Origin of the sequence: Actinoplanes sp. NPDC051470 (assembly GCF_040682035.1) — a bacterium.
GTDB lineage: Bacteria > Actinomycetota > Actinomycetes > Mycobacteriales > Micromonosporaceae > Actinoplanes.
On the sequence record NZ_JBFBAA010000016.1, the window covers coordinates 198,236 to 220,682 of the forward strand.

Below are 22,447 nucleotides of genomic sequence, written 5' to 3' on the forward strand. Positions count from 1 at the left end.
AGGTCGGGTGCGTCAGTCGCGCTCGGCGAGGGTGAGCTCGACGCCGCCGACGAGGTCGGCGCAGACGTTGTAGATGAACGCGCCGAGGGTGGCCAGCGCGGTGAAGAGCACCACGTTGACCGCGCCGACCAGCATCGAGGTGCCGATGACGCCCCAGGCGGTGACCCGGAAGCCGCCGTTGGCGGCACCGCCGCTGGCGTTGACCAGGTCGCCGAGGCTGGAGTTGACCGTGGTCCACACGCCCATCGCGTCGAGGGCGAGGTAGAGCACCGAGGTGGCCACGACGACCACGATGAACAGCACGACGGACACGGCGAACGAGAACTTCATGACCGACCAGGGGTCGATGCGCTTGAGGTTCAGCCGGGCCCGGCGCGGGCCGCGGGCGGCCGCGGAGGCGACCGTCTGACGGGCCGCCCGGACGGTCTCGGAGACCCGGGCCGCGCCGACCGCGGCCGCGCCCTGAGGCGCGGCCGGCTTGCCGGAGGTCGGGGCGCTGCCGGGACGCGGCGGCGCCGACTGGGGCACGACGCTGGACCGTCCGGTCGGTGCGGCGGGCTGGCCGCCGCCTCCCCCACCGGACGCACCACTCTTAGTGACGATCGGCACAGTCGCGGATCCCTTCGCCGCGCCGGGGCCACCCGGACGCATCCCCTCGTCCTTGGCGCCGGAGCCCGGGTCGCTGGGCGGCGGGGCCATGCCGGGAGCCCGGGTGAACTTCGGGGCGGACGACGAGCTGTCGGCGGGCACCGACGCGCGGCCGGCGGAATCCCGCCCGGCGGCCTCGCGTCCGGCCTGATCAGCGCCCTTGTTGCCGGACGCCTGGTCAGCCGGTGACGTCGAGGTCCCCGAGCTCCCCGACTTCGCCGTTGTCTCCGTCATCAACTGTCCTGTTCGTCAGGCTCGTCCGCCTCGTCGGCATTACGAGCAAGCGCCACGATGGTTACACCTTCTGGGAGGTCCATCAGTTTGACCCCCATTGTGTTCCGATCCCGCGTACGCCGTACAGGCTTCACGGGAGTCCGGATGACACCACCATTGCTGGTGATGGCAAACAGCTCATCTTCCGGGTCGATCACGAGCGCACCGACCAGGCCGCCACGGCGCTCCGTGATCTTGGCCGTCAGCACACCCTTGCCACCCCGTCCCTGAACTGGGTACTCCTCGATCGGCGTTCGCTTGGCATACCCGCCGTTGGTGGCGACCAAAACGTCCATGCCATCACGAACCACCTCCATCGCGAGGAGTTCGTCGTTGTCACCGAAGCGCATGCCGATCACACCGGAGGTCGCCCGCCCCATCGGCCGCAGCGCCTCGTCCGTGGCGTTGAACCGAATGGCCTGTGCCTTCTTCGACACCAGTAGCAGATCGTTCCCCGGCGCGGCCAGCGCGGCGCCCACCAACTCGTCATCCTCCCGCAGGTTGATGGCGATGATGCCACCGCTGCGGTTGGAGTCAAATTCCTCCAACCGGGTCTTCTTCACCAGACCATTCTTGGTGGCGAGCACAAGGTAGGGCTCTACCTGGTAATTCGGGATTTGGATGACCTGGGCGATGTGCTCGTCGGGCAGGAACGCCAGAAGGTTGGCGACGTGCTGACCCTTGGCCACCCGGTTCGCCTCGGGGAGCTCGTAGGCCTTCGCCCGGTACACCCGGCCCTTGTTCGTGAAGAACAGAATCCACGCATGTGTGCTGATCACGAAGAAGTGGCTGACGATGTCGTCCTGCCGCAGCGAGGCGCCGCTCACACCCTTGCCACCACGGTGCTGTGACCGATACATGTCGACCTTGGTGCGCTTCGCGTAACCGGTACGTGTGATCGTCACCACAACGTCCTCGCGAGCGATGAGGTCCTCCATGGAGACCTCGCCATCGAACGGGATGATCTGCGTCTTCCGGTCATCTCCGTACTTCGCGACGATCTCCCCCAATTCCTCCCGGACGATGGCCCGCTGCCGCTCCGGCTTGGCCAGGATGTCCTTGAGGTCGGCGATCTCGATCTCGATCTTGGCCAGCTCGTCGATGATCTTCTGGCGCTCGAGGGCGGCCAGCCGGCGCAGCTGCATGTCCAGGATCGCGGTGGCCTGGATCTCGTCGATGTCGAGCAGCGCGATCAGGCCGCCGCGGGCCTCGTCGACGGTGGGCGAGCGCCGGATCAGGGCGATCACCTCGTCGAGCGCGTCCAGCGCCTTGACCAGGCCGCGCAGGATGTGCGCGCGCTCCTCGGCCTTACGCAGGCGGTACGCGGTGCGCCGGCGGATGACCTCGATCTGGTGGTCGACGTAGTAACGGATGAACTGGGCCAGGTTCAGCGTCCGCGGCACGCCGTCGACCAGCGCGAGCATGTTCGCGCCGAAGGTCTCCTGCAGCTGGGTGTGCTTGTACAGGTTGTTCAGCACGACCTTGGCAACCGCGTCGCGCTTCAGGACCAGGATCAACCTCATGCCGGTACGCCCGGAGCTCTCGTCCCGGATGTCGGCGATCCCGGTGAGCTTGCCCTCCTTGACGAGTTCCGCCACCCGCTCGGCGAGATTGTCCGGATTCACCTGGTACGGCAGCTCGGTCACGATCAGCGCCGGACGCCCGCGCGCGTCTTCCTCGACCTCGACCACCGCGCGCATCCGGATCGAGCCGCGACCGGTGCGGTAGGCGTCCTGGATCGCCTGCTGCCCGACGATCAGACCCCGGGTGGGGAAGTCGGGACCCTTGACGAACTCCAGCGCCGCTTCGAGCGTCGTGGCCTCGTCGGCCTCCGGGTTCTCCAGGTACCACTGCACGGCCGCCGCGACCTCGCGCAGGTTGTGCGGCGGGATCTTGGTGGCCATCCCGACCGCGATGCCCTCGGAGCCGTTGACCAGCAGGTTCGGGAACCGGGCGGGCAGGATCGTCGGTTCCTTGGTGCGCCCGTCGTAGTTGTCCTGCATGTCGACGGTGTCCTCGTCGATGTCCCGCAGCATCTCCATGGCGAGCGGAGCGAGCTTCGACTCGGTGTACCGCATGGCGGCCGGCGGGTCGTTACCGGCCGAGCCGAAGTTGCCGTTGCCGTCGATCAGCGGGTAGCGCAGCGACCACGGCTGGCCCATCCGGACCAGGGCGTCGTAGATCGACGAGTCGCCGTGCGGGTGGTAGTTGCCCATCACGTCGCCGACCACGCGCGCACACTTCACGTACCCGCGGTCCGGCCGGAAGCCGGCGTCGTACATCGCGTACAGGATCTTGCGGTGCACGGGCTTGAGACCGTCGCGGACGTCGGGCAGCGCGCGACCCACGATGACGCTCATCGCGTAGTCGAGGTACGACCGCTGCATCTCGACCTCGAGCCCGACCGGCTCGACCCGCTGCGCCAGGTTGGCGCCGGTTTCGGCCTGGGGCTGTTCGGCGGCGGCGTCCGGGGTCTCGGGAGTGTCTGTCACTGTTAACCCTTACTGAAGGTAAAACCAGACATTAAGGTCTGGACTACGCATATCGCTGTGGATAACACTGTGGATTGGCGCCAAAGCTGTGCATAACCCTGGGTGAGCGGTACCGGTTTCGGCACCGCTCACGCATGTCAGATGTCCAGGAATCGCACGTCTTTGGCGTTGCGCTGGATGAACGAACGCCGGGCCTCGACGTCTTCGCCCATCAGGACGCTGAACAGCTCGTCGGCGGTCGCCGCGTCGTCCAGCGTCACCTGGCGTAGCGTCCGGGTCGACGGGTCCATCGTGGTGTCCCACAGCTCGTGGAAGTTCATCTCGCCCAGACCCTTGAACCGCTGGATGTCGTTCGGCTTGGCGTTGGCCTTCTTCTGCTGGCGCAGCGCGATCAGGCCGTCCCGCTCCCGGTCCGAGTACGCGTACTGCGCGTCGTCGCCCTTGGCGTTCCACTTGATCTTGTACAGCGGCGGCGCCGCCAGGTAGACGTGGCCGACCTCGACCAGCGGCCGCATGAAGCGGAACAGCAGGGTCAGCAGCAGCGTCTGGATGTGCTGGCCGTCGACATCCGCGTCGGCCATCAGCACCACTTTGTGGTAGCGCAGCTTGGCGATGTCGAACTCTTCGTGGATGCCGGTGCCCAGGGCGGTGATCAGCGCCTGGACCTCGTTGTTCTTCAGCACCCGGTCGATCCGGGCCTTCTCCACGTTGAGGATCTTGCCGCGGATCGGCAGGATCGCCTGGATCTGGCTGTTGCGGCCCTGCTTGGCCGAGCCGCCGGCCGAGTCGCCCTCGACGATGAACAGCTCGGACACCGTCGGGTCGGTCGACTGGCAGTCGGCCAGCTTGCCGGGCATCGAGCCGGACTCCAGCAGCGACTTGCGCCGGGCCAGCTTGCGGGCCTGCTGGGCGGCGATCCGGGCGCGGGACGCCTGGGACGCCTTGGTGATGATCGTCTTGGCGTCGGCCGGGTTGCGCTCCAGCCAGTCGGCCAGCTGGTCGTTGACGACCTTCTGGACGAAGCCCTTCATGTCGGTGTTGCCGAGCTTCGTCTTGGTCTGACCCTCGAACTGCGGGTTGGTCAGCTTGACCGAGATGATCGCGGCCAGACCCTCACGCACGTCTTCGCCGGAGAGCTTCTCGTCGCCCTTGAGGAACTTCTTCTCGGCCCCGTAGCGGTTGATCAGGCTGGTCAGCGCGGCCCGGAAGCCCTCCTCGTGTGTCCCGCCCTCGTGCGTGTTGATCGTGTTGGCGAAGGTGTAGACCGACTCGCCGTACGACTCGTTCCACTGCATGGCGACCTCGACCGCCATGCCGGCGGCCTCGTCCTCCGAGATGAACTCGATCACCGTCTTGTGGATGGCGCTCTTGGTGGCGTTCAGGTGCCGGACGAAGTCGGCGATGCCGTCGTCGTACTTGAAGTTGACCTGACGCGGCTTGCCGTCGTCGTCGACCTGGTCGGGCCGCTTGTCGATCAGGTTGATGGCCAGGCCCCGGTTGAGGAAGGCCATCTCCTGCAGGCGCCGGTAGATGGTCTGGAAGTCGAACTCGACGGTCTCGAAGATCGTCGGGTCGGGCCAGAACTGGACGGTGGAGCCGGTCTTCGAGGTCTCCTCGCCCTTCTCCAGCGGGCCGGGCTTCGACGCGTTGTAGTGCTGCCGGTAGACGTTGCCGGACTTGTGGATCTCGACGAACATCCTGGTGGACAGCGCGTTCACGACCGAGACGCCGACGCCGTGCAGACCGCCGGAGACCTTGTAGGCCATGCCCTCGAACTTGCCGCCGGCGTGCAGGACGGTCAGGGCGACCTCGACGCCGGGCTTCTTCAGCTTCGGGTGGAGGTCGACCGGGAAGCCACGGCCGTTGTCGGTGACCGAGACACCGCCGTCGGCCATCAGCACCACGTCGATCGTGTCGCAGAACCCGGCCATGGCCTCGTCCACGGCGTTGTCCACAACCTCCTGGACGAGGTGGTGAAGGCCGCGCTCGCCGGTGGATCCGATGTACATGCCGGGACGCTTACGGACCGCCTCGAGCCCCTCGAGCACGGTGATCGAATCCGCGCCGTACTCCTGCTTGTTCTCTGCCACCCTCGGCCACTTTCTCGCGCCGCGGCCTCGACGGCCCCGACACGTGGTTGGCGGGGCCCCGGCGAACCACGCGCAGGCGCCACCGACGACAACCCGCGAGGATGAGGCGGACCACCGGTGGAACCGAACGCGCCGGTCGCCGCGGTTCACCCGCGGATCGTGATCGGCTGGAAAACCGCGTAGCGTGACGTCAGACAACTCTCAGCGACGACTCGCGGGGCGGTATCCCGGTCTCCTGGAATTCTACTCCGCCGAGGCGAGATATAGAGGGTTCGGCACCCCGTCCGGGTGCCTCAGATTGCCGTAGCGCCGTCGACCCTGCCTCCCACGCGTCCCCCCACACGGGCCGCGACCACATCGCGACGGCGAATGATACGGACGGGATCCCCCGCGCGCGCCTGCCGGGCCCGGCGGCCACGCGCTGCGACACTGCCTCACGACGCCACACGGCGGTGCTTTAATCTTCGCCGCGATGGAACCACGGCCACGGTTGGAGAGGTGGGCCTGATGGCGCTGGACAAGGGCCTGGACAACGTCGCGGTCCACTGGCCGCGTACGAACCAGTACTACGACCCGGTCGCGCCCGCCGACTTCGTCGACTTCGGCGAGATCGCCGACCGGCCCGAGATCGCGGCGCCCACCGGCGCCCTGGCGCTGCACATCGCCAAGACCGGCACGGTGCGCGCCACGGCGTACACCGAACTGGTGGATCTTCTGCTCGGACTGCAAGGTGTGTTGTACGCCACTGAGGCCGCCGCCGAGGATGAAGACCCGGTGATCGACCCGGACGGCTGCGCCTGGATCGCCGGCGGGCTGGAACGGTTCGTGGAGGGTCACCACGACTACGGCGACCTGGTCACGTTCGACAGCGTGGCCGCGGTGATGCGGGCGGCGATCTCGGCCGGACGGCTGGCCGAGCAGCAGATGCGCTGGCTCGACTCGCGGCTCGAGGCGATGCGCGACGAGTCGGGCAACGCGCCGCACTGGACGTTCGCCCGCACCGAACTGGTCGTTCTGGCCGGCTTCTACCGTCGCTGCGCCGAGCGGGGCTTCGCGGTCTTCGCCGACTACTGAGCCCGGCTGTCCTCCCGCCCCGGCTCCGGGCGGCCTAGCCGTAGGTGTCGCGGGGGCCCCGGCCCTGCACCCGCCGCGGGCCCTTGGACCACGACGGCGCGGTCGGACCGTGGATGTTCATCCTGGTCACGATGTTGTGGCCGACCTCGGCGGCGATGCTCTTGAGCAGCTTCCCGGCCAGCATCCGCAACTGGGTGGCCCAGGCCGTCGACTCGGCCTCCACGGTCAGCACGCCGTCGTCCAGCTTGATCGGCCGGCAGTGCTTGGCGATGTCCTCGCCGACGACCTTCTCCCAGGCGCCGAAGACGGTCGCCTCGGCCTTCGGCTTCTCCCACCCGCGCTGGCGCATCAGCCGGTCGAGCATGGCGCCGAAGGGCTGGGGATCGCGCGGGTCGGGCCCGGGACCGGAGTAGCCGCGCAGCCGCCGCTCCGGGTCGGCCGCGCCGTACCGGCGTTGCTTCTTCGGCGCGGCCCGCCGCTTGGCGAACGCCGCCTCGATGACGGCACGGGCCAGCTCGGGGCCCTTCTTCGGCTCCTCCGGCTCCTGGGGCTGGTCAGACATGCGTCACCGTCCCGGGTGCGATCTCGAAGCGGGCGCCGGACAGAGCGGTCGGTACGTCTTCCGGCACCGCGCACGTGACGATCAACTGTGCCGCATCCGACACCAGGGCGGCCAGCCGATCACGCCGGCCACCGTCCAACTCGGCGAAGACGTCGTCGAGGACCAGCACCGGCTCGATGCCGTCGGCCCGCAGCAGGTCGTAGGCGGCCAGCCGGAGGGCCAGCGCGAACGACCACGACTCGCCGTGGCTGGCGTACCCCTTGGCCGGCAGCTCGCCCAGCGCCAGCGTGAGATCGTCGCGGTGCGGGCCGACCAGCGTGGTCCCGCGTTCGATCTCGGCCGTCCGCCGCTCGGCGAGCGAGGCCAGCAGCGCCTCCTCGAGCGCCGCGCGGTCCGGCGACAACCCCTCACCCAGCTTCGACGCGTACGCGATGGAGGCCGCCGCCCGGCCCGCGGCGACCGCGTCGTACGCCTTCGTGACATGCGGCGACAACGCCGTGACCAGCTCGATCCGGCCGGCCAGCAACTCGGCGCCGTGCTGGGCCAGGTGGTGGTCCCAGACCGCGAGGGTGGACAGATCCTGGCCCTTCGAGCCGCCCACCTTGCGGGTCAGGTAGGCCGTCCGGAGCAGGGCGTTGCGCTGTTTGATCACCCGGTCGTAGTCGGCCCGGACGCCGGCGTAGCGCGGCTGGCGGGCCACCAGCAGGTCGTCGAGGTAGCGGCGGCGCTCGGACGGGTCGCCGCGGATCAGTTCCAGGTCTTCCGGGGCGAACAGCACCATCCGCAGCGCGCCCAGAACCTCACGCGCCCGGCGTACCGGAGAACGGTTGAGTCTTGCCCGATTTGCCTTGCCTGGCACGATTTCCAGCTCGACCAGCAGCTCGCGTCCGTCATGGACGATCGCGCACCGGATCACGGCCGCGGCGGCGCCCGCCCGGACCAGCGGAGCATCGGTGGCGACCCGGTGACTGTCCAGGGTGGCCACGTAACCCAGGGCCTCGACCAGGTTGGTCTTGCCGACCCCGTTCGGGCCGACCAGCACGGTCACGCCGGGTTCGAGCTCAAGCGCCACCCGCTCGTAGCTGCGGAAATCGGTGAGCTCGACCCGGCGAACGTGCATACCTGTGACGCGCCGTCAGCTGACGACCGCGTGACCACCGAACTGCTGGCGCAGCGCGGCGACGGCCTTCATCGCGGGCGAATCGGGCTGACGGGACTCGAAGCGGGCGAACAACGACGACGCGATGACATGCAGCGGGACGGCCAGGCGGACCGCCTCGTCGACCGTCCAGCGGCCCTCGCCGGTGTCTTCGGCATAGCCCTTGAGCTGGGCCAGCTTGGGGTCACCGTCGAGCGCCAGGTCGAACAGGTCGAGCAGCCAGGACTTGACCACGCTGCCCTCGCGCCAGCTCTTGATGATGCCGGGGACGTCGTCGACGTACTCCGACGCCGCCAGCAGCTCGTAGCCCTCGGCGAAGGCCTGCATCATGCCGTACTCGATGCCGTTGTGGACCATCTTGGCGTAGTGACCGGCCCCGGTCGGGCCGGCGTGCACAAAACCGTACGGGCCGGCCGGCTTGAGCGCCTCGAAGATCGGCATCGCCATCTCGACGCTCGACGCCTCGCCCCCGACCATCAGGGCGTAGCCGTTCTTGTGTCCCCAGACGCCGCCGGAGACGCCGGCGTCCATGTAGTGGATGCCCTTCGGCGCCAGCCGCTCGGCCCGGGGCTTGTCGTCGGTGAACTTGGAGTTGCCGCCGTCGATGATCAGGTCACCCGGCGACAGCAGGTCGGCGAGCTGGTCGATGGTGCCCTCGGTGATCGCCCCGGCCGGGACCATGGTCCAGACCACCCGCGGCGCCTGAAGCTTCTCGACCAGTTCGGCGAGACTGGCGACGTCGGCGATGTCGGGGTTGCGGTCGTACCCGACGACCTCGTGCCCCGCCTCCCGAATCCGCTCCCGCATGTTGCCACCCATTCGGCCGAGACCGACAAGGCCGAGCTGCATGGTGTCCCCCTAGATGTGTGGTTCTCTCAGCCCAAGTATCAGCGGGTTACCCGGATCGGCATGATCAGATAGCGGTAACCCGGCACGATTTCCCCGTCGTCGGAGGCCGGCGAGAGCACAGCCGGCTTGAACGCGTCGACAAACGCGAGCTGGGCCGTCGGCGAACCCAGGTTCTGCAGGCCGTCGATGAGGTATTGCGGGTTGAACCCGATGGTCAGCGGCTCGCCGGTGAAGGTGGCGTCCATCGCCTCGCTGGCCCGCGCCTCTTCCGTACCACCGGCCTCGACAACCAGGCCGTCCTCACCGAAGCTCAGCAGCACCGGGGTGGTCCGCTCGGCCACCAGGGCCACCCGGCGGACCACCTCGATCAGCGAGGCCACGGAGACCCGGGCCTCGGCATTGTGGCTGGCCGGGAAGAGCGAGCGCACCGGCGGGTAGTTGGCGCCGTCAAGCAGCCGGCTGGTGGTGCGCCGGGTGCCGCCCGCGAAGCCGATCATGCCCTCGCCGGCGCTGCCCTGGGCCAGGGCGATCGTCACGTCGCCGCCCACGGTGCCCAGCGTCTTGGCCGTGTCGTTCAGCGTCTTCGCCGGGACCAGGGCGTTCAGGCTGATCTCGGGGTCGTCCGGGTTCCACTCCATCTCGCGCATGGCCAGCCGGTAACGGTCGGTGGCCAGCATCGCCAGATTGCGGCCGTTCAGCTCCACCCGGACACCGGTCATCATCGGCAGGGTCTCGTCACGCCCCGCGGCGATCGCCACCTGCTGGACCGCGGCGGCGAAGGACGACGCGTCGACCGTGCCCGCGCTGGACGGCATGTCGGGCAGCGTCGGGTAGTCCTCGACGGGCATCGTCGGCAACGTGAACCGGGCGCTCCCGCAGACCAGCTCCAGGTGGGCGCCGACCGCGGCGATGTCGACCGGCTTGGCCGGCAGGGCCTTGGTGATCTCGGCGAGCAGCCGGCCGGAGACCAGTGCGGCGCCCTCGGCGTCGGCCTGCACCTCGACGCTGACCTGGCTGGAGACCTCGTAGTCGAAGCCGGAGACGTGCAGCCGGCCCTCTTCGGCTCGCAGCATGACGCCGGCGAGGACCGGCACCGACGGGCGGCTGGGCAGGCTCTTGGCCGTCCACGCCACAGCGTCGGCGAGTGCGTCTCGCTCCACCCGGAACTTCATGCTGTCCTCCGCGACTTCCTCGTACGCGTACGTCTGCTGTCTGGCTGCTACTAGGGGCTGCTACTTGGGGGCCTGCTACTTCGGGATGGAACCAGAACTCTATGGCACCGCTCGACCGGCCTCGGTGCTGGGAAGCCCTTCTCCTCGCAAAGCGGCTTGTCCACACCCAGCCCAACGCCGGTGATTGGTTTTTGTTTTCTTAGAAGAGATAACTCGTCATAACCATCGGTCCTGTGCACACTGTGGAGAACTCCCGTTTGCGCTGGTCAGAAGGTTATCCACCGGTGTGTTGCCTGTGGGTAACCGGGGTATAAACCCGGGTCCGCGTCCACAGTCCCCGCCGCGGCGGCGGTTGTCCACCGTTGTCCACCGGCTATCCACCGGATATCCACCGGGTTTGTGCCCAGGCCTGGGGATAACGCCGGGACGCTACCGGCTCGTCGTCCCCAGAACCTTCAACAGGAAATCCACAGCCGTCCACAGGCGGTGGACAAAGATGTGACGCTGAGTGCTTGTCCACATCGATTTCCCCAGGAGTTGTCCACATCTGTGGGTAACTCGTGCGGGAGTTATCCACCGCTGGGGACAAACCCCTGGGGACGAACGGTGGATAACAATGGCACGTTCACCAGGGCAAAGTCGGTTCACGGTCGTGGCCTGGCGGGGCCACGGCTGTTTTGCTTCCGGCCTTCTTGGTACGGGCGCCGTTCTGACCTCTCGGCGGCCTGGGTGCGGGGCCGTTTCCCGGCGTCCGGGCGGTGAGGGGTTGGCCGCGGCCGACGCTTGGGGCGCTGTGGATGCCGCGGGTGCGCTGGGGTGCTGGGTCCGGGTTACTTCGGAGAGCACCATGCCGGCGGGCTGCCCGCTCACCCTGGTTGCCGCCGGGCGCGGCGCGTTGCGTGGTTGCGGTTACTTCAGGAGCACCATGCCGCCGGGGCTGCCCACTCACCCTGGTTGCCGCCGGGTCGAGGTTGAGCTGGCTTGCGCTACCACGCTTCGTGGGGTGGTAGCTGGGCGCGCAATTCGGGCTTCCGATGCCGTCTTGGCCTACCACCCGGCTTGATGGTGGTAGGGCAGAGCGGTAGTCCCGCATGCTGCATCGAGGGGATTCGCGCGACCTGCGGCAACCAGGGTGAGTGGCAGCCCCGCCGGCATGGTGCTCCTGAATTAGCCCGGACCGGGCCGACTGCCGCAACCGACGTCGCAACCGCCGGGCCGGATGGCGGGGGACGGTCTGGAGTTGCAGTGAGGCCGCCGAGAGGGCGGGACTTCTCAGTCGGGCGTACCCATCAGGTGTTTTGTTTGATCCTGTTGGTCAGCTCGGCGATCTGGTTGTAGAGCGAGCGGCGCTCGGCCATGTGTTGGCGGATCTTGCGGTCGGCGTGCATGACCGTGGTGTGGTCGCGGCCGCCGAAGGCCTGGCCGATTCGGGGGAGGGAGAGGTCGGTCAGTTCGCGGCAGAGGTACATGGCGACCTGGCGGGCGTTGACCAGGACGCGGCTGCGGGAGTGGCCGCGCAGGTCCTCGAGGCTGACGCCGAAGTAGTCGGCGGTGGAGACCATGATCTGGTCGGCGGTGATCTCGGGGCCGGCGCCGTCCGGCATGAAGTCGCGCAGGACCTCCTCGGCCAGGCTGAGCTGCACCGAGCTGCGGGTCAGGCTGGCGAACGCGGTCACCCGGATGAGGGCGCCCTCGAGTTCGCGGATGGAGTTCGAGACGCGTGACGCGATGAACTCGAGCACGTCGTCGGGAGCGAACATGCGCTCCTGCGCGGCCTTCTTCTGCAAGATCGCGATGCGGGTCTCGAGGTCGGGCGGCTGGATGTCGGCGAGCAGGCCCCACTCGAAGCGGGTGCGCATGCGGTCCTCGAGGGTGGCCAGCTGGCGCGGGGAGCGGTCCGAGCTGATCACGATCTGCTTGTTCGCGTTGTGCAGCGTGTTGAACGTGTGGAAGAACTCTTCCTGGGTGCGCTCGCGGTTCTCCAGGAACTGGATGTCGTCGATCAGCAGGATGTCAACGTCGCGGTAGCGCCGCTGGAAGGCCTGCGTCTTGTCGTCGCGCAGGCTGTTGATGAAGTCGTTGGTGAATTCCTCTGTGGACACGTAGCGGACCGAGCGCGCGTGACCCAGCGTCGTCGCGTAGTGGCCGATCGCGTGCAGCAGGTGGGTCTTACCCAGCCCGGAGCTGCCGTAGATGAACAGCGGGTTGTACGCCTTCGCGGGCGACTCGGCGACCGCGACGGAGGCGGCGTGGGCGAAACGGTTCGACGAACCGATGACGAACGTCTCGAACATGTACTTCGGGTTGAGCCGGTTGCCGTCGTTGCCACCGGGGCGGCGGTCGGCGCCGGACGTGTTGCGCATCGGGCCGGAGTCGCCGCCCTGCGTCATGCGCAAGGTGTCGTCGCGGCGGTCGTCCACGTAGCCGAGGTTGTCGCGCAGCTGTGCCTGCTCGGTCGCCATCCGCCGGCTCGTGTCGTTGGGCAGCTTCTTCTCGACGGCCGCGGCCGGCAGGGCGGCGGGCGGCTGCGGCGCCAGGACCGGCACCGGCGGGTCGGTCCGGAAGAGTGGTTCTTGCGCTTCGCGGGCGGTCGGAACAGACCTCGAGTACGGCTGGGAATGCGACGAATGCTGGGCCGAACCGGTCGGCTCGGCGTAATGAGCCGGCGGTGGCGGCGGCTGGACCGGCGGCGGCGTTCCGTAGACGGTGCCGGGCATACCGGTGCCGTCCTCGGGCGGGCGGACCGTGACAGCGACCTGTATCGCACGGCCCAGCCGGCGCGACAGCGCGTCGGTGATGGCCGGCCGCAGCCGGGACTCGATCACGTCACGGGTGAACGCGTCGGGCACAGAGAGTAGAGCGGTGTCTTCCACTATCGCCCGCAGGCGAGTGAGGCGAAGGTACGCCCGCTGCTGCGCCGACACGATCTCGTCAGCGAGCTCGGCCACCGCCGCGTCCCACACCCCGCTCAGGTCGCCTGAATCGGCCACCGCCGCGCCACCCCCATCACCACCGACCCCCGGCGGCATTGTCCGGCCGTCCGTCCCTGCCTCGACCGAATCCCCCAACTCTCGTCCACCGGCTATCCACAGGTTATCCACAAGCTGTGGGCGCGTCGGCAGTCGCTCACCCCTGGAGCCTGCGCTGGCGCGGGTTGACAGGCTCACCGTGCCGAACGATTCACCGCACCGCCCGGTTCCGCCCCCGGACCGAGCCGCTCGGCTCCCGACGCCGGAGACCAGCAAACGGGCACGCTAACAGCGCTGCCACCGCCGCTTCAACCGGCGTCCCACCCTGCTGTGCGTCCGGGCAGGCGGAGATTCACTTCCGGCGCAGAAAGACGTGCATCTGTGCCGTCCTAAGATCGACCTGGAGATCATCCGCGGCGTGCCACGGCCGGTATCGTTGACCACCACCCGCAGCCTGCGTAGGGTCGGGCGGTTGCCTTGCCGCACCCCTGCTAGAGTGGTCGTCTGGCAGCGATGCCCCTTGTCTTTGTAGTGCACGGATTCGGAGTCCTGACGTGAGCAAGCGCACCTTCCAGCCGAACAACCGCCGTCGTGCGAAGACCCACGGCTTCCGGCTGCGCATGCGCACCCGGGCCGGCCGCGCGATCCTCGCCAACCGCCGTTCCAAGGGCCGCGGCAAGCTGTCGGCCTAGCCGACAGCTCGCCCGCCCGGGAATGCCCAGGTAGCCGTGCTGGCCGCAGCGCAGCGACTGCGGAAGAGCAGCGACTTCACCGCAGCGTTTCGTGGTGGCCGCCGAGTCGGCCGCGGCACCCTGGTCGTCCACCTTCAGATCGATGAGCCGGCGCTCGCCCCCGCGGCACGCGCCGGCTTTGTCGTGTCCAAGGCGGTCGGGAACGCGGTGGTGCGGAACCGGGTGCGGCGGCGGCTGCGTCATCTCGTACGCCCGAGGCTGGCCGACCTCCCGGCCGGCGCGACGCTCGTGGTGCGCGCCCTGCCCGCGGCGGCGACCGCGACCGCCGAGACGCTCGGCACCGACCTCGACGCCGCGCTCACCGCGGCCCGGACCGCGCGGCGGCGGCGATGACCGGGCCTGCCCGACTGCTCGCCTGGCCGATCGTCGCGTACCGTCGATACCTGAGCCCGGCTCTGCCGGCCCGCTGTCGGTTCTACCCCTCGTGCAGCGCTTATGCCCTCGAAGCACTGGAGCGGCACGGCGTTCTGAGGGGCACGGCGCTGGCGGTCTGGCGGATCCTGCGCTGTCATCCGTTCCACCCCGGCGGGTACGACCCGGTGCCCGAACCCATCCGTCACCGACCGGCCGATGTGACTGGAGCATGAATTGAGTCTCGACTGGATCTACTACGCCATCTCGTGGATCCTCCTGAAATGGCACGCTCTGTGGTCATTCATCGTGCCCGACGGTCCTGTCCTGGGTACCAACTGGGCGTGGATCCTCTCGATCATTTTCCTCGTGGTCACGCTCCGCGTCGTGCTGTTCCCGGTCTTCGTGAAGCAGATCAAGTCCCAGCGGGCGATGCAGGCTCTCCAGCCCAAGGTCAAGGAGCTTCAGGCGAAGCACAAGGGCGACCGGGAGACGCTCCAGAAAGAAATGATGGAGCTCTACAAGACGGAGAAGGCCAATCCGCTGATGGGTTGCCTTCCAATGTTCTTGCAGGTGCCGGTCTTCCTGGGCCTCTTCCACGTGCTGCGGCGGCTGTCGCCCGAGAACCAGGGCAAGACGCTGTACGGATGGACCGTCGAGCAGTTCGAGAGCGCGACGCACGCGGCCCTGTTCACGGTGCCGCTGCCCGCCAAGTTCGGGTCGACCCCGGCCGAGTTGAACGCCCTCGGCACCAACAACACCACGACCGTGAAGGTCGTCGCCGCCATCCTGGTCCTGATCATGATGGCCACGACGTACCTCACCAGCCGTCAGATGATCCTCAAGACCGGCTGGGCCGAAGACCCGCAGCAGAAGATGATCCAGCGCCTGATGCTGTACGGCATCCCGCTGTCGCTTCTGGTTTCCGGCTCGCTGTTCCCCATCGGTGTGGTCATCTACTGGGTGACGAACAACCTCTTCACGCTGGGTCAGCAGCAGTGGGTGCTGCGGAAGTTCCCGCCGCCACAGATGAACAAGTCGGACTCGGGCAGCAAGGCCGGCCCGGCCAAGACTGGCCCGCCGGCCAAGAAGAACGGCAACAAGGCGAGCGGTCCGGTGCAGCCGGCGCGTACCGGCGGAGGTCTCTTCGGTCGCAACAAGCCCACCGAGCCCGAGCCGCAGAGCCCGGTTGTCGACGCGAAATCGCGCGCGCCTAAGCCAGGGGCCAAGCCGACAGTTCCCAAGAAGGGCGCCCGACCGGCGAACAAGCCGCGGAGCTGACCCACGCAAACCTCCCCATGCCCGGCTCCTACGGCGTGGGAACAGCGGACCGAACCAGGTCCGGACCGATTAGTACGGAGATGACACCGTGACCGACACCAGCACTCCCGATTCATCGGTCTCCGAAGCGGCGGAGACCGACTCCCCGGAGGCCGCACCCGAGGAGACCAAGAAGTCGGAGAGCGTGGCTTCCGACAGCGAGCTGTTCCGGCAGAGCGAGATCGCTGCCGACTACGTCGAAGGACTGCTGGACATCCTGGACTACGACGGCGACATCGACGAGCTGGTGTCGGCCGGCCGTCCGATGGTCGAGGTCGTGGGCGGTCGCTTGCAGGCCCTGGTCGGCCAGCGCGGCGCCACGCTGGAAGCGATGCAGGAGCTGACCCGCCTGGCGATCTTCCGGGCGACCGGCACGCCGAGCCGGCTGTTGCTCGACATCGGCGGCTACCGCGCCAACCGGCGCAAGGAGCTGGCCGCCGTCGCCCGCAACGCCGTCGAGAAGGTGAAGGAGCACGGTGACGCCGTGCGCCTGGAGCCGATGTCGGCGTTCGAGCGCAAGTGCGTCCACGACGTCGTCAACGCGATCCCGGGCGTGGAGAGCGAGTCGGAGGGCGTCGAGCCCAACCGGCGGATTGTCGTGAGTGCGGTGGACTGATGAGTGACCCGCTTCTCAGCGGGGATGACCTTGGCCCGGGCGTCGTTTCGCCCGGGCCTTCGTCTTCCTCGATCTTCGGCTCGCGGCTCCCGCTGGCCGTTGAGTACGCCTCCTTGCTGGTGACGGAAGGCGTGACACGGGGACTGATCGGCCCACGCGAGGCTCCGCGCATCTGGGAGCGCCACCTCGACAACTGCGCCGTGATGTCCGAAAAGATAGGTATCGGCGCTTCGGTGGTTGACGTGGGCTCTGGTGCCGGTTTGCCCGGTATCGTGCTCGCAGTGGTTCGGCCCGATCTGCGCATCACCCTGGTCGAACCACTGGCACGACGAACCGCCTTCCTGTCCGAGGCGGTGACCCACCTCGGCCTCACCTCGACCGTCACGGTCGTCCGGGGCCGGGCGGAAGAGGTCCGGCTGGACCCCGCCGACGTGGTCACCGCGCGGGCGGTGGCGCCACTGGACCGGCTGGTTCGGTGGTGCCTGCCGTTGGCCGCCGTTGGTGGCCGGGTGCTGGCGTTGAAGGGGTCGACGGCGGCTGAGGAGGCCACCTCGCACGCGGCGGAGGTCGCTCGGCTCGGCGGGTCGGCGCCGGTGGTTCTGCGGTGCGGGGTCGGGGTGATCGAGCCGCCTACGACTGTGGTGGAGGTAGTTCGGGAGCGGGCTGTGGGGCCCTCCCGGTCGTCACGGTCGTCGGGGTCGGGGCGAAGGAGATCGCGAAAGGGATAGGTACGGATGGGTGGCGGCAGGCGCGACGCACGCAGGCGAGTGGGGCGATTGCCGGGGTCGGCCGCACGCCCGTCGCCTTCTTCCGATCCGTCACCTTCGGGGGCCTCGCCTGGGTTTTCGTCGTCGGCCCCTCCCCTGCCGCCTTCCTCAGCCTTTCTGCCGCCGGCTTCCTCGGCGGGTTCGGCCATCTCGGATTCTGGAGCCTCCGTGGGTGATGGCCTTGCCTCGCATCGGTCGTCTCCGCCGGGTTCGTCGCCGATCTCGTCTTTGCCTTCGCCTTCGCCCTCGTCCTCGGGTTCGCCTTCGCCTCCTCTTGAGGTGGGCTCGTCTTTCTGGGTTCCTCAGCCAGAGCATTGGCTTGGTGCCGTTAGCGCTGATCCGGCCGTGGGGGTCGACCTTTGGGCGGTACGCGGGCCGGCGGCCCGGTCGAACTCGCCGCGTCTATCGAGCTCGCCGCGGACATCGAACCTGCCGCGACCGTTGAACTCGCCTCGGCCGTCGCCGCGGCGTCCTCGCCCCTTGGCGTCCTCGCCGAATGCCAATCCCTCTGCTGCTTTCTCGCCGACGCCTGGGCTGCGCTCTTCGCCTTGGCGGGTGAGTGGGGTCGCGCCCGGTGAGCGGCGCCCTGCCACTGTCGATTCTTTAGAGTCGGCGTTGCCTGCGTTGTCAGTTGCGTCGGCCATGTTGGCCGCGTTGCCTTCGCGGACCGCGTTGCCGGCTGGGTCGTCTGCATCGACGGCGGCCTTACCACCAGAGCCGTCCCCGTCGCTCGCCCCCTCTGTTGGACTTCCGCTCGCGGCATCGGCATCGGCCTCGCCCACGGCGTCGGTCTTCTCCCCAGAGTCGGTGTCCTCACCGGTCTCAGAGTCGGTGTCCTCGCCTGGCTTGCCGGGGTCGCGTATCTCGTCGCCGGCGTCGACCAGGCCGTCCGACGCGTCGCCTGGCTTGCCCGAGTCGCCTACTCCGGCGGCGGCGCCTGGATCGGCTGACGTGTCGCCTGCCTCGCTGGCTGCGTCGCGGCGTTCGCGGTTGTCGCCGCGGCCTCGGCGGGCGCGGCGGGCCTTTTCGGACACGGGATGGCCCGCTCGACCTGGGCCGGTTTTCGGTGCGCGGCTGGCGCTCGTACCCGGCTGCATGGTTTTTGAGACCGACAACACACCGCGGCCGCCGCACCTGGCCGGCGGGGCCGCCGAGGCCGGCGTATTCCCCGTCCTGCAAGGGATCCGTCAGTTTTCCACAGGTCCGGATTTGGGTCTTGCTGGCGACGATGGTTCGGATCTAGCCTGGTCAACCTCGGCGTCAGCGGCGCCGGCTCAGACTCTTCCCATGCATCACTCGGTCGATGTGTCAACGCGATCCGACGACACTTACTCGGCCGGTCACACTCACAGCGCTTCAGTGACGAATGTGGCTCGTGGCACGTCGCCCTATCAGGCGGACAGGCGTGGCACGCACCGCCCGGCAGCCGTAGGCTGGCCGCGCGTCGATAGTGTGGACCGGTTGGCGGGCGCACCCGGTGCACCGCCTCTTGCCCCACCTCTTGCGTCGCCCGACGGTGCCGAGGTGGGCACTCGCGGTGCCGACCCATTCCAAGCAGGCAGGGACAAGACGGTGCATGAGTACGGCAGTGGCCTCGACGGTTTTTCACCGAACGGACACGGTGTTTCACGTGAAACCACCTCGTTCGCTGGTGTAGATAACTCAGCGTCCGCTTCTCCGTACGCCGGGGAATCTTGGGGTAGGTCGACATCGGCCACCATCGGCTTCTCGCTGAAGGGGAATGCCGACGGTGGGTCGAGCATGTCTCAGCCGCGAACCGGTACCGGCCACGCCAGCGCTCAAGGGTCCAGCGGTCAGGTCTACGGCACTCCGGTCGGACCGCAGTCATCGCCGCCGGGGAACGAGGCCGGCGGGCAAGGTGGTGGTCAATCCGGCGACCATGGGTACGGCCACGAACCGCACGCGCCAGCCCCCGAGCCGCGGAGTGGGCTGACGGCACCAACGTCGGCGCCAGTGTCTGGCTCTACGCCAACGGCCGATGCGGCAACCACCGCGCCGCCGATGGAGCAGAGTGACCGTCGTCCGGACGAGCATGTTTCACGTGAAACGCCGGGCGGGGATGAGGACGATCCGCCTCTGGCCATGGAAGCGTTGCGTGCTGTGCAGATCCTCAATCCCAGCGGTGAAATCACGATGCCGCGGCCCGATCATCCGAGGGTTCTCTGCGTCGCGAACCAGAAGGGCGGCGTCGGCAAGACCACGACGACGGTGAACCTGGCAGTGGCGCTCGCGCTACATGGCAACCGTGTGCTCGTGGTCGACCTGGATCCGCAGGGCAACGCGTCCACCGGACTCAACGTTCCGCACCACGCCGGCGTACCCGACGTCTATGACTGTCTGATCGACAACGTGCCGCTCAGCGAGGTGGCGCAGGCCGTCGAGGGCATTCCGAACCTGTTCTGCGTGCCCGCCACCATCGACCTGGCCGGCGCCGAGATTGAGCTGGTCTCCGTCGTGGCGCGCGAGTCCCGCCTCGCCCGGGCCATCTCCGCGCACCCCGAGAAGTTCGACTACGTCTTCATCGACTGCCCGCCGTCGCTGGGCCTGCTGACGGTGAACGCACTCTGCGCCGCTCAGGAAGTGCTGATCCCGATTCAGTGCGAGTACTACGCGCTTGAGGGCCTCAACCAGTTGATCAATAACATCAACCTGGTGCGCCAACACCTGAACCCGACGCTGGACGTCTCGACGATCCTGCTGACGATGTACGACCGCCGCACTCGTTTGGCGGACGCGGTCGAGCAGGATGTACGGAACCACTTCGGCGACAAGGTTCTGCACGCGGTGATCCCGCGCAACGTCCGGGTGTCGGAGGCGCCGAGCTACGGCCAGTCCGTCATGACGTACGACCCGGGCTCGCGTGGTGCCACCAGTTACTTCGAGGCCGCTCTGGAGATCGCGATGCGTGGGGTCAGTAACGGAGGCACCGCATGAAGAACCGTCCACGGGGAGGCCTCGGCCGGGGCCTGGGCGCTCTGATTCCGACCGCACCGGCCGCGGCCGTCGCGACCGAGGAGCCCAGTCCTCCCCCGGCGCCGAGTCCCGCGCCTACCCAGTTCGCCGCACCGGCCGAGCCCGAGCCCGTACCCGAGCCGCCGGCGAGTGACCCGTCCAGCGAGCTGGCCCCGGTGCCGGGCGCCCGGTTCGCCGAGTTGCCGGTCACGTCGATCCAGCCGAACGCGAAGCAGCCCCGGCACGTCTTCGACGAGGACGCACTCGAGGAACTGAAGGTCTCCATCCAGGAGGTCGGCTTCCTGCAGCCGATCGTCGTCCGCGACCTCGGCAACGACACCTACGAACTGGTCATGGGCGAGCGCCGCTGGCGTGCCGCCCAAGCGGTCGGCAAGGAGACCATCCCGGCGATCGTCCGCGACACCCGCGACGACGCCATGCTCCGCGACGCACTGCTCGAGAACATCCACCGCGCCAACCTCAACCCTCTGGAAGAGGCGGCCGCCTACCAGCAGCTGCTGGAGGAGTTCGGCGCCACGCACGAGGAACTGGCGAAGCGCATAGGGCGCAGCCGCCCCCAGATCTCGAACACCATCCGCCTCCTGAACCTCCCGGCGAAGGTCCAGCGCCGCGTCGCAGCCGGCGTCCTGTCGGCCGGCCACGCCCGGGCGCTCCTGAGCTTGGACGACAGCGACGCCCAGGACGCCCTGGCGCTTCGCATCGTTGAGGAAGGTCTGTCCGTCCGGTCGACCGAGGAACTGGTGTCCCTGGCCCTGGCCGACGGCAGCCCGGCCAAGAAGGCAGCACCGTCCCGCCGCCCCAAGGTTCACGCCCCCGCCCTGAACGACTTGGCCGAACGCCTCTCCGACCGCTTCGACACGCGGGTCAAGGTCGACATAGGACGGAACAAGGGCAAGATCACTATCGAGTTCGCGACGGTGGACGATCTAGAGCGCATCGTCGGCATGATCGGCGTCGAGGAAGAGGGCTCCGACAACCCGGAGAGCTGAACCTCTCCTCCGCGGTCTCGAGGGGAACGCAAGGCACGTGATCTTGTGGATTACGTGCCTTCTTCATGTCTCGACTCGCGCGACCGCCTACCCTCTGACCAGGGGCGGAGCGAGGCTAAAACTATAAGATTCAACAAATTCTCCCAGGCTGATTCTCCTGAGATTTCTAGTCGGACGCCGAACTACTCCCGTGTGATTCAAACCCAAGATCACTTCGCTTTCGCCCCGCGGCCGGGCTGGATCGACCTCAACCCGGATTTACCTCGTTTTCCGTTGGGTTGTAGGGGCGGTCAGATCTGATTTCGTCCGCCACGACTTGGCTTCCTTCGTGACTTCGACTCATTGCTTAGGTCAGGCTCGGACAGATCAGGGGCGGCCGCTGGAGAAGCGGCCGTTGACTGGTGGTGACCTCGCGGGGTGTGACCTCAAATGGCGTGGCATGGTGAGACCTAATCCGCCTGGCCCGCCTGCTCCCGGTCGACGCCGAATCGGGCGGCCTCGTTGTCGCCAAACTGGCAGCTCGGATTGACCGGCGAGCGGGCCGAGGTTGCCGGTTAACGCAGCGACCGACCGAGGCGAAGGCGGTCGCCTTACGAGCGGTAGTAGTGCACCTTCGGCATAGAGGCGGCGTGACCCATATCGACGCCAAAGCCGAGCCAGAGCAGGTCCGCGCGAGTTCACGCCAATCTCCGCGGCGAGCAGCTCCCGGCCCTGGGCGACGGAGGGGCGACGGTTCGGGCAAGAGCCGCGCGAGGCCTGCCGTGGCACCGGCCGCGTCTTCGCCCAGTGGTTTGTGCCAGCGATCCCCTTTCCCGACGAATCGCGTATCCGCGCCGCAGTCAAGTCTTCACGAGGGCTCGTAAAAGGGCGTGTCATCTCGTTGGGAGGTCTGGCGGCGAGTTAGCGATCCTCGGCCCTGAAGTCGGTCTGGTATTCCCTCGCGTCGAACCGGCAGAGTGTGCTGGACCTGCCACCCAAGGCCGCCGCGACTCTTGCTGAGTTGCGGCGGCCAACTTGTAGCCTCAGAGGTTCGCCGATCGTTGGCTTTGGAAGGCACGCCGCTCGTTTCACGTGAAACGTGACGCGGGGAGCCTCCCATCGAGGCCACAGCACTGAGAACACGACAGAGCGCGATGCCGCTGTCCGGGAGACTCCGTCCCAGTCACGTGGTCCGGCGCACGGTCGCGTTGGGGGCGATCGCTTGCCTGGTGCTCCAGCGTCGGCCCACAGGAGTGGCCTCGGGATCGCCGCAGTCTCGATCGCTGTCCGAAACCTCTAACTCGAAAATCGACCGTGACCAGATACGCGGCAGCATCCCGCGGCGCGAAGCGGCGTGGGATGGGTCTTGGTTGAAGCGGTGACTTATGCGG

18 protein-coding genes are annotated in these 22,447 nt (G+C 68.1%); 9 read left to right on the top strand and 9 right to left on the bottom strand.

Annotated features, from left to right (window positions below; genetic code table 11):
• Positions 1-12 precede the first annotated feature (12 nt).
• The 3 genes from AB0M54_RS27375 to gyrB form a co-directional block, all read right to left on the bottom strand.
• A complete protein-coding gene (locus tag AB0M54_RS27375; protein WP_364312236.1) occupies positions 13-882 on the bottom strand; it encodes a DUF3566 domain-containing protein in 870 nt (289 codons plus the stop codon).
• The gene (gene gyrA / locus AB0M54_RS27380; protein WP_364316918.1) at positions 882-3,347 is read right to left on the bottom strand and encodes a DNA gyrase subunit A; all 2,466 of its coding nucleotides are present in this window, start codon (positions 3,345-3,347) and stop codon (positions 882-884) included. Before gyrA ends, AB0M54_RS27375 begins: the two co-directional genes overlap by 1 nt.
• A 203-nt stretch (positions 3,348-3,550) precedes the next feature.
• The gene (gyrB, locus tag AB0M54_RS27385) at positions 3,551-5,503 is read right to left on the bottom strand and encodes a DNA topoisomerase (ATP-hydrolyzing) subunit B (RefSeq protein ID WP_364312239.1); all 1,953 of its coding nucleotides are present in this window, start codon (positions 5,501-5,503) and stop codon (positions 3,551-3,553) included.
• Between the two features lie 507 nt (positions 5,504-6,010).
• Between gyrB and AB0M54_RS27390 the strand changes: the two genes are divergently transcribed.
• The gene (locus AB0M54_RS27390) at positions 6,011-6,577 is read left to right on the top strand and encodes a hypothetical protein (RefSeq protein ID WP_364312242.1); all 567 of its coding nucleotides are present in this window, start codon (positions 6,011-6,013) and stop codon (positions 6,575-6,577) included.
• A 34-nt stretch (positions 6,578-6,611) separates the two neighbouring features.
• Here AB0M54_RS27390 and AB0M54_RS27395 read toward each other — a convergent pair whose 3' ends face one another.
• From AB0M54_RS27395 to dnaA, 5 genes are all read right to left on the bottom strand, one after another.
• Positions 6,612-7,139 carry a DciA family protein gene (locus tag AB0M54_RS27395; RefSeq protein ID WP_364312244.1) on the bottom strand — a complete coding sequence of 176 codons (528 nt, stop codon included), beginning with the start codon at positions 7,137-7,139 and terminating at the stop codon, positions 6,612-6,614.
• On the bottom strand, positions 7,132-8,259 hold the full coding sequence (gene recF / locus AB0M54_RS27400) for a DNA replication/repair protein RecF (RefSeq protein ID WP_364312247.1): 1,128 nt from the start codon (positions 8,257-8,259) through the stop codon (positions 7,132-7,134). The genes AB0M54_RS27395 and recF overlap by 8 nt, the downstream gene beginning before the upstream one ends.
• A gap of 15 nt (positions 8,260-8,274) precedes the next feature.
• Positions 8,275-9,147, bottom strand: a complete 873-nt coding sequence (gene gnd, locus AB0M54_RS27405; protein WP_364312250.1) for a phosphogluconate dehydrogenase (NAD(+)-dependent, decarboxylating) — start codon at positions 9,145-9,147, stop codon at positions 8,275-8,277.
• 38 nt (positions 9,148-9,185) lie between these two features.
• Entirely contained in the window at positions 9,186-10,319 is a 1,134-nt protein-coding gene (gene dnaN, locus AB0M54_RS27410) for a DNA polymerase III subunit beta (protein ID WP_364312253.1), read from the bottom strand.
• 1,289 nt (positions 10,320-11,608) lie between these two features.
• Positions 11,609-13,309 carry a chromosomal replication initiator protein DnaA gene (dnaA, locus tag AB0M54_RS27415; RefSeq protein ID WP_364312256.1) on the bottom strand — a complete coding sequence of 567 codons (1,701 nt, stop codon included), beginning with the start codon at positions 13,307-13,309 and terminating at the stop codon, positions 11,609-11,611.
• A gap of 533 nt (positions 13,310-13,842) precedes the next feature.
• On the opposite strand from dnaA, the gene rpmH reads away from it, so the two are divergent.
• The 6 genes from rpmH (at position 13,843) to rsmG (ending at position 17,055) form a co-directional block, all read left to right on the top strand.
• Positions 13,843-13,980 carry a 50S ribosomal protein L34 gene (gene rpmH, locus AB0M54_RS27420; protein ID WP_364312259.1) on the top strand — a complete coding sequence of 46 codons (138 nt, stop codon included), beginning with the start codon at positions 13,843-13,845 and terminating at the stop codon, positions 13,978-13,980.
• Between the two features lie 36 nt (positions 13,981-14,016).
• Entirely contained in the window at positions 14,017-14,373 is a 357-nt protein-coding gene (gene rnpA / locus AB0M54_RS27425) for a ribonuclease P protein component (RefSeq protein WP_364312262.1), read from the top strand.
• Positions 14,370-14,627 (top strand): membrane protein insertion efficiency factor YidD, encoded by a 258-nt coding sequence (gene yidD / locus AB0M54_RS27430; RefSeq protein WP_364312265.1) that lies wholly within the window; start codon positions 14,370-14,372, stop codon positions 14,625-14,627. The genes rnpA and yidD overlap by 4 nt, the downstream gene beginning before the upstream one ends.
• Position 14,628: 1 nt before the next feature.
• Positions 14,629-15,672, top strand: a complete 1,044-nt coding sequence (yidC, locus tag AB0M54_RS27435) for a membrane protein insertase YidC (RefSeq protein WP_364474421.1) — start codon at positions 14,629-14,631, stop codon at positions 15,670-15,672.
• Between the two features lie 88 nt (positions 15,673-15,760).
• Positions 15,761-16,327, top strand: coding sequence for a R3H domain-containing nucleic acid-binding protein (locus tag AB0M54_RS27440; protein WP_364312271.1), 567 nt, complete (start codon positions 15,761-15,763; stop codon positions 16,325-16,327).
• The gene (rsmG, locus tag AB0M54_RS27445) at positions 16,327-17,055 is read left to right on the top strand and encodes a 16S rRNA (guanine(527)-N(7))-methyltransferase RsmG (RefSeq protein WP_364474422.1); all 729 of its coding nucleotides are present in this window, start codon (positions 16,327-16,329) and stop codon (positions 17,053-17,055) included. The genes AB0M54_RS27440 and rsmG overlap by 1 nt, the downstream gene beginning before the upstream one ends.
• Positions 17,056-17,396: 341 nt before the next feature.
• Here the strand turns inward: rsmG and AB0M54_RS27450 are convergent, their stop codons facing one another.
• Complete coding sequence (locus AB0M54_RS27450; RefSeq protein WP_364474423.1) at positions 17,397-18,128, bottom strand: hypothetical protein; 732 nt, start codon at positions 18,126-18,128, stop codon at positions 17,397-17,399.
• A gap of 916 nt (positions 18,129-19,044) precedes the next feature.
• Here AB0M54_RS27450 and AB0M54_RS27455 point away from each other — a divergent pair.
• Together AB0M54_RS27455 and AB0M54_RS27460 are read left to right on the top strand one after the other, a co-directional pair.
• Positions 19,045-20,049 (top strand): ParA family protein, encoded by a 1,005-nt coding sequence (locus AB0M54_RS27455; RefSeq protein ID WP_364316920.1) that lies wholly within the window; start codon positions 19,045-19,047, stop codon positions 20,047-20,049.
• Entirely contained in the window at positions 20,046-21,077 is a 1,032-nt protein-coding gene (locus AB0M54_RS27460; RefSeq protein WP_364474424.1) for a ParB/RepB/Spo0J family partition protein, read from the top strand. The genes AB0M54_RS27455 and AB0M54_RS27460 overlap by 4 nt, the downstream gene beginning before the upstream one ends.
• Positions 21,078-22,447 lie beyond the last annotated feature (1,370 nt).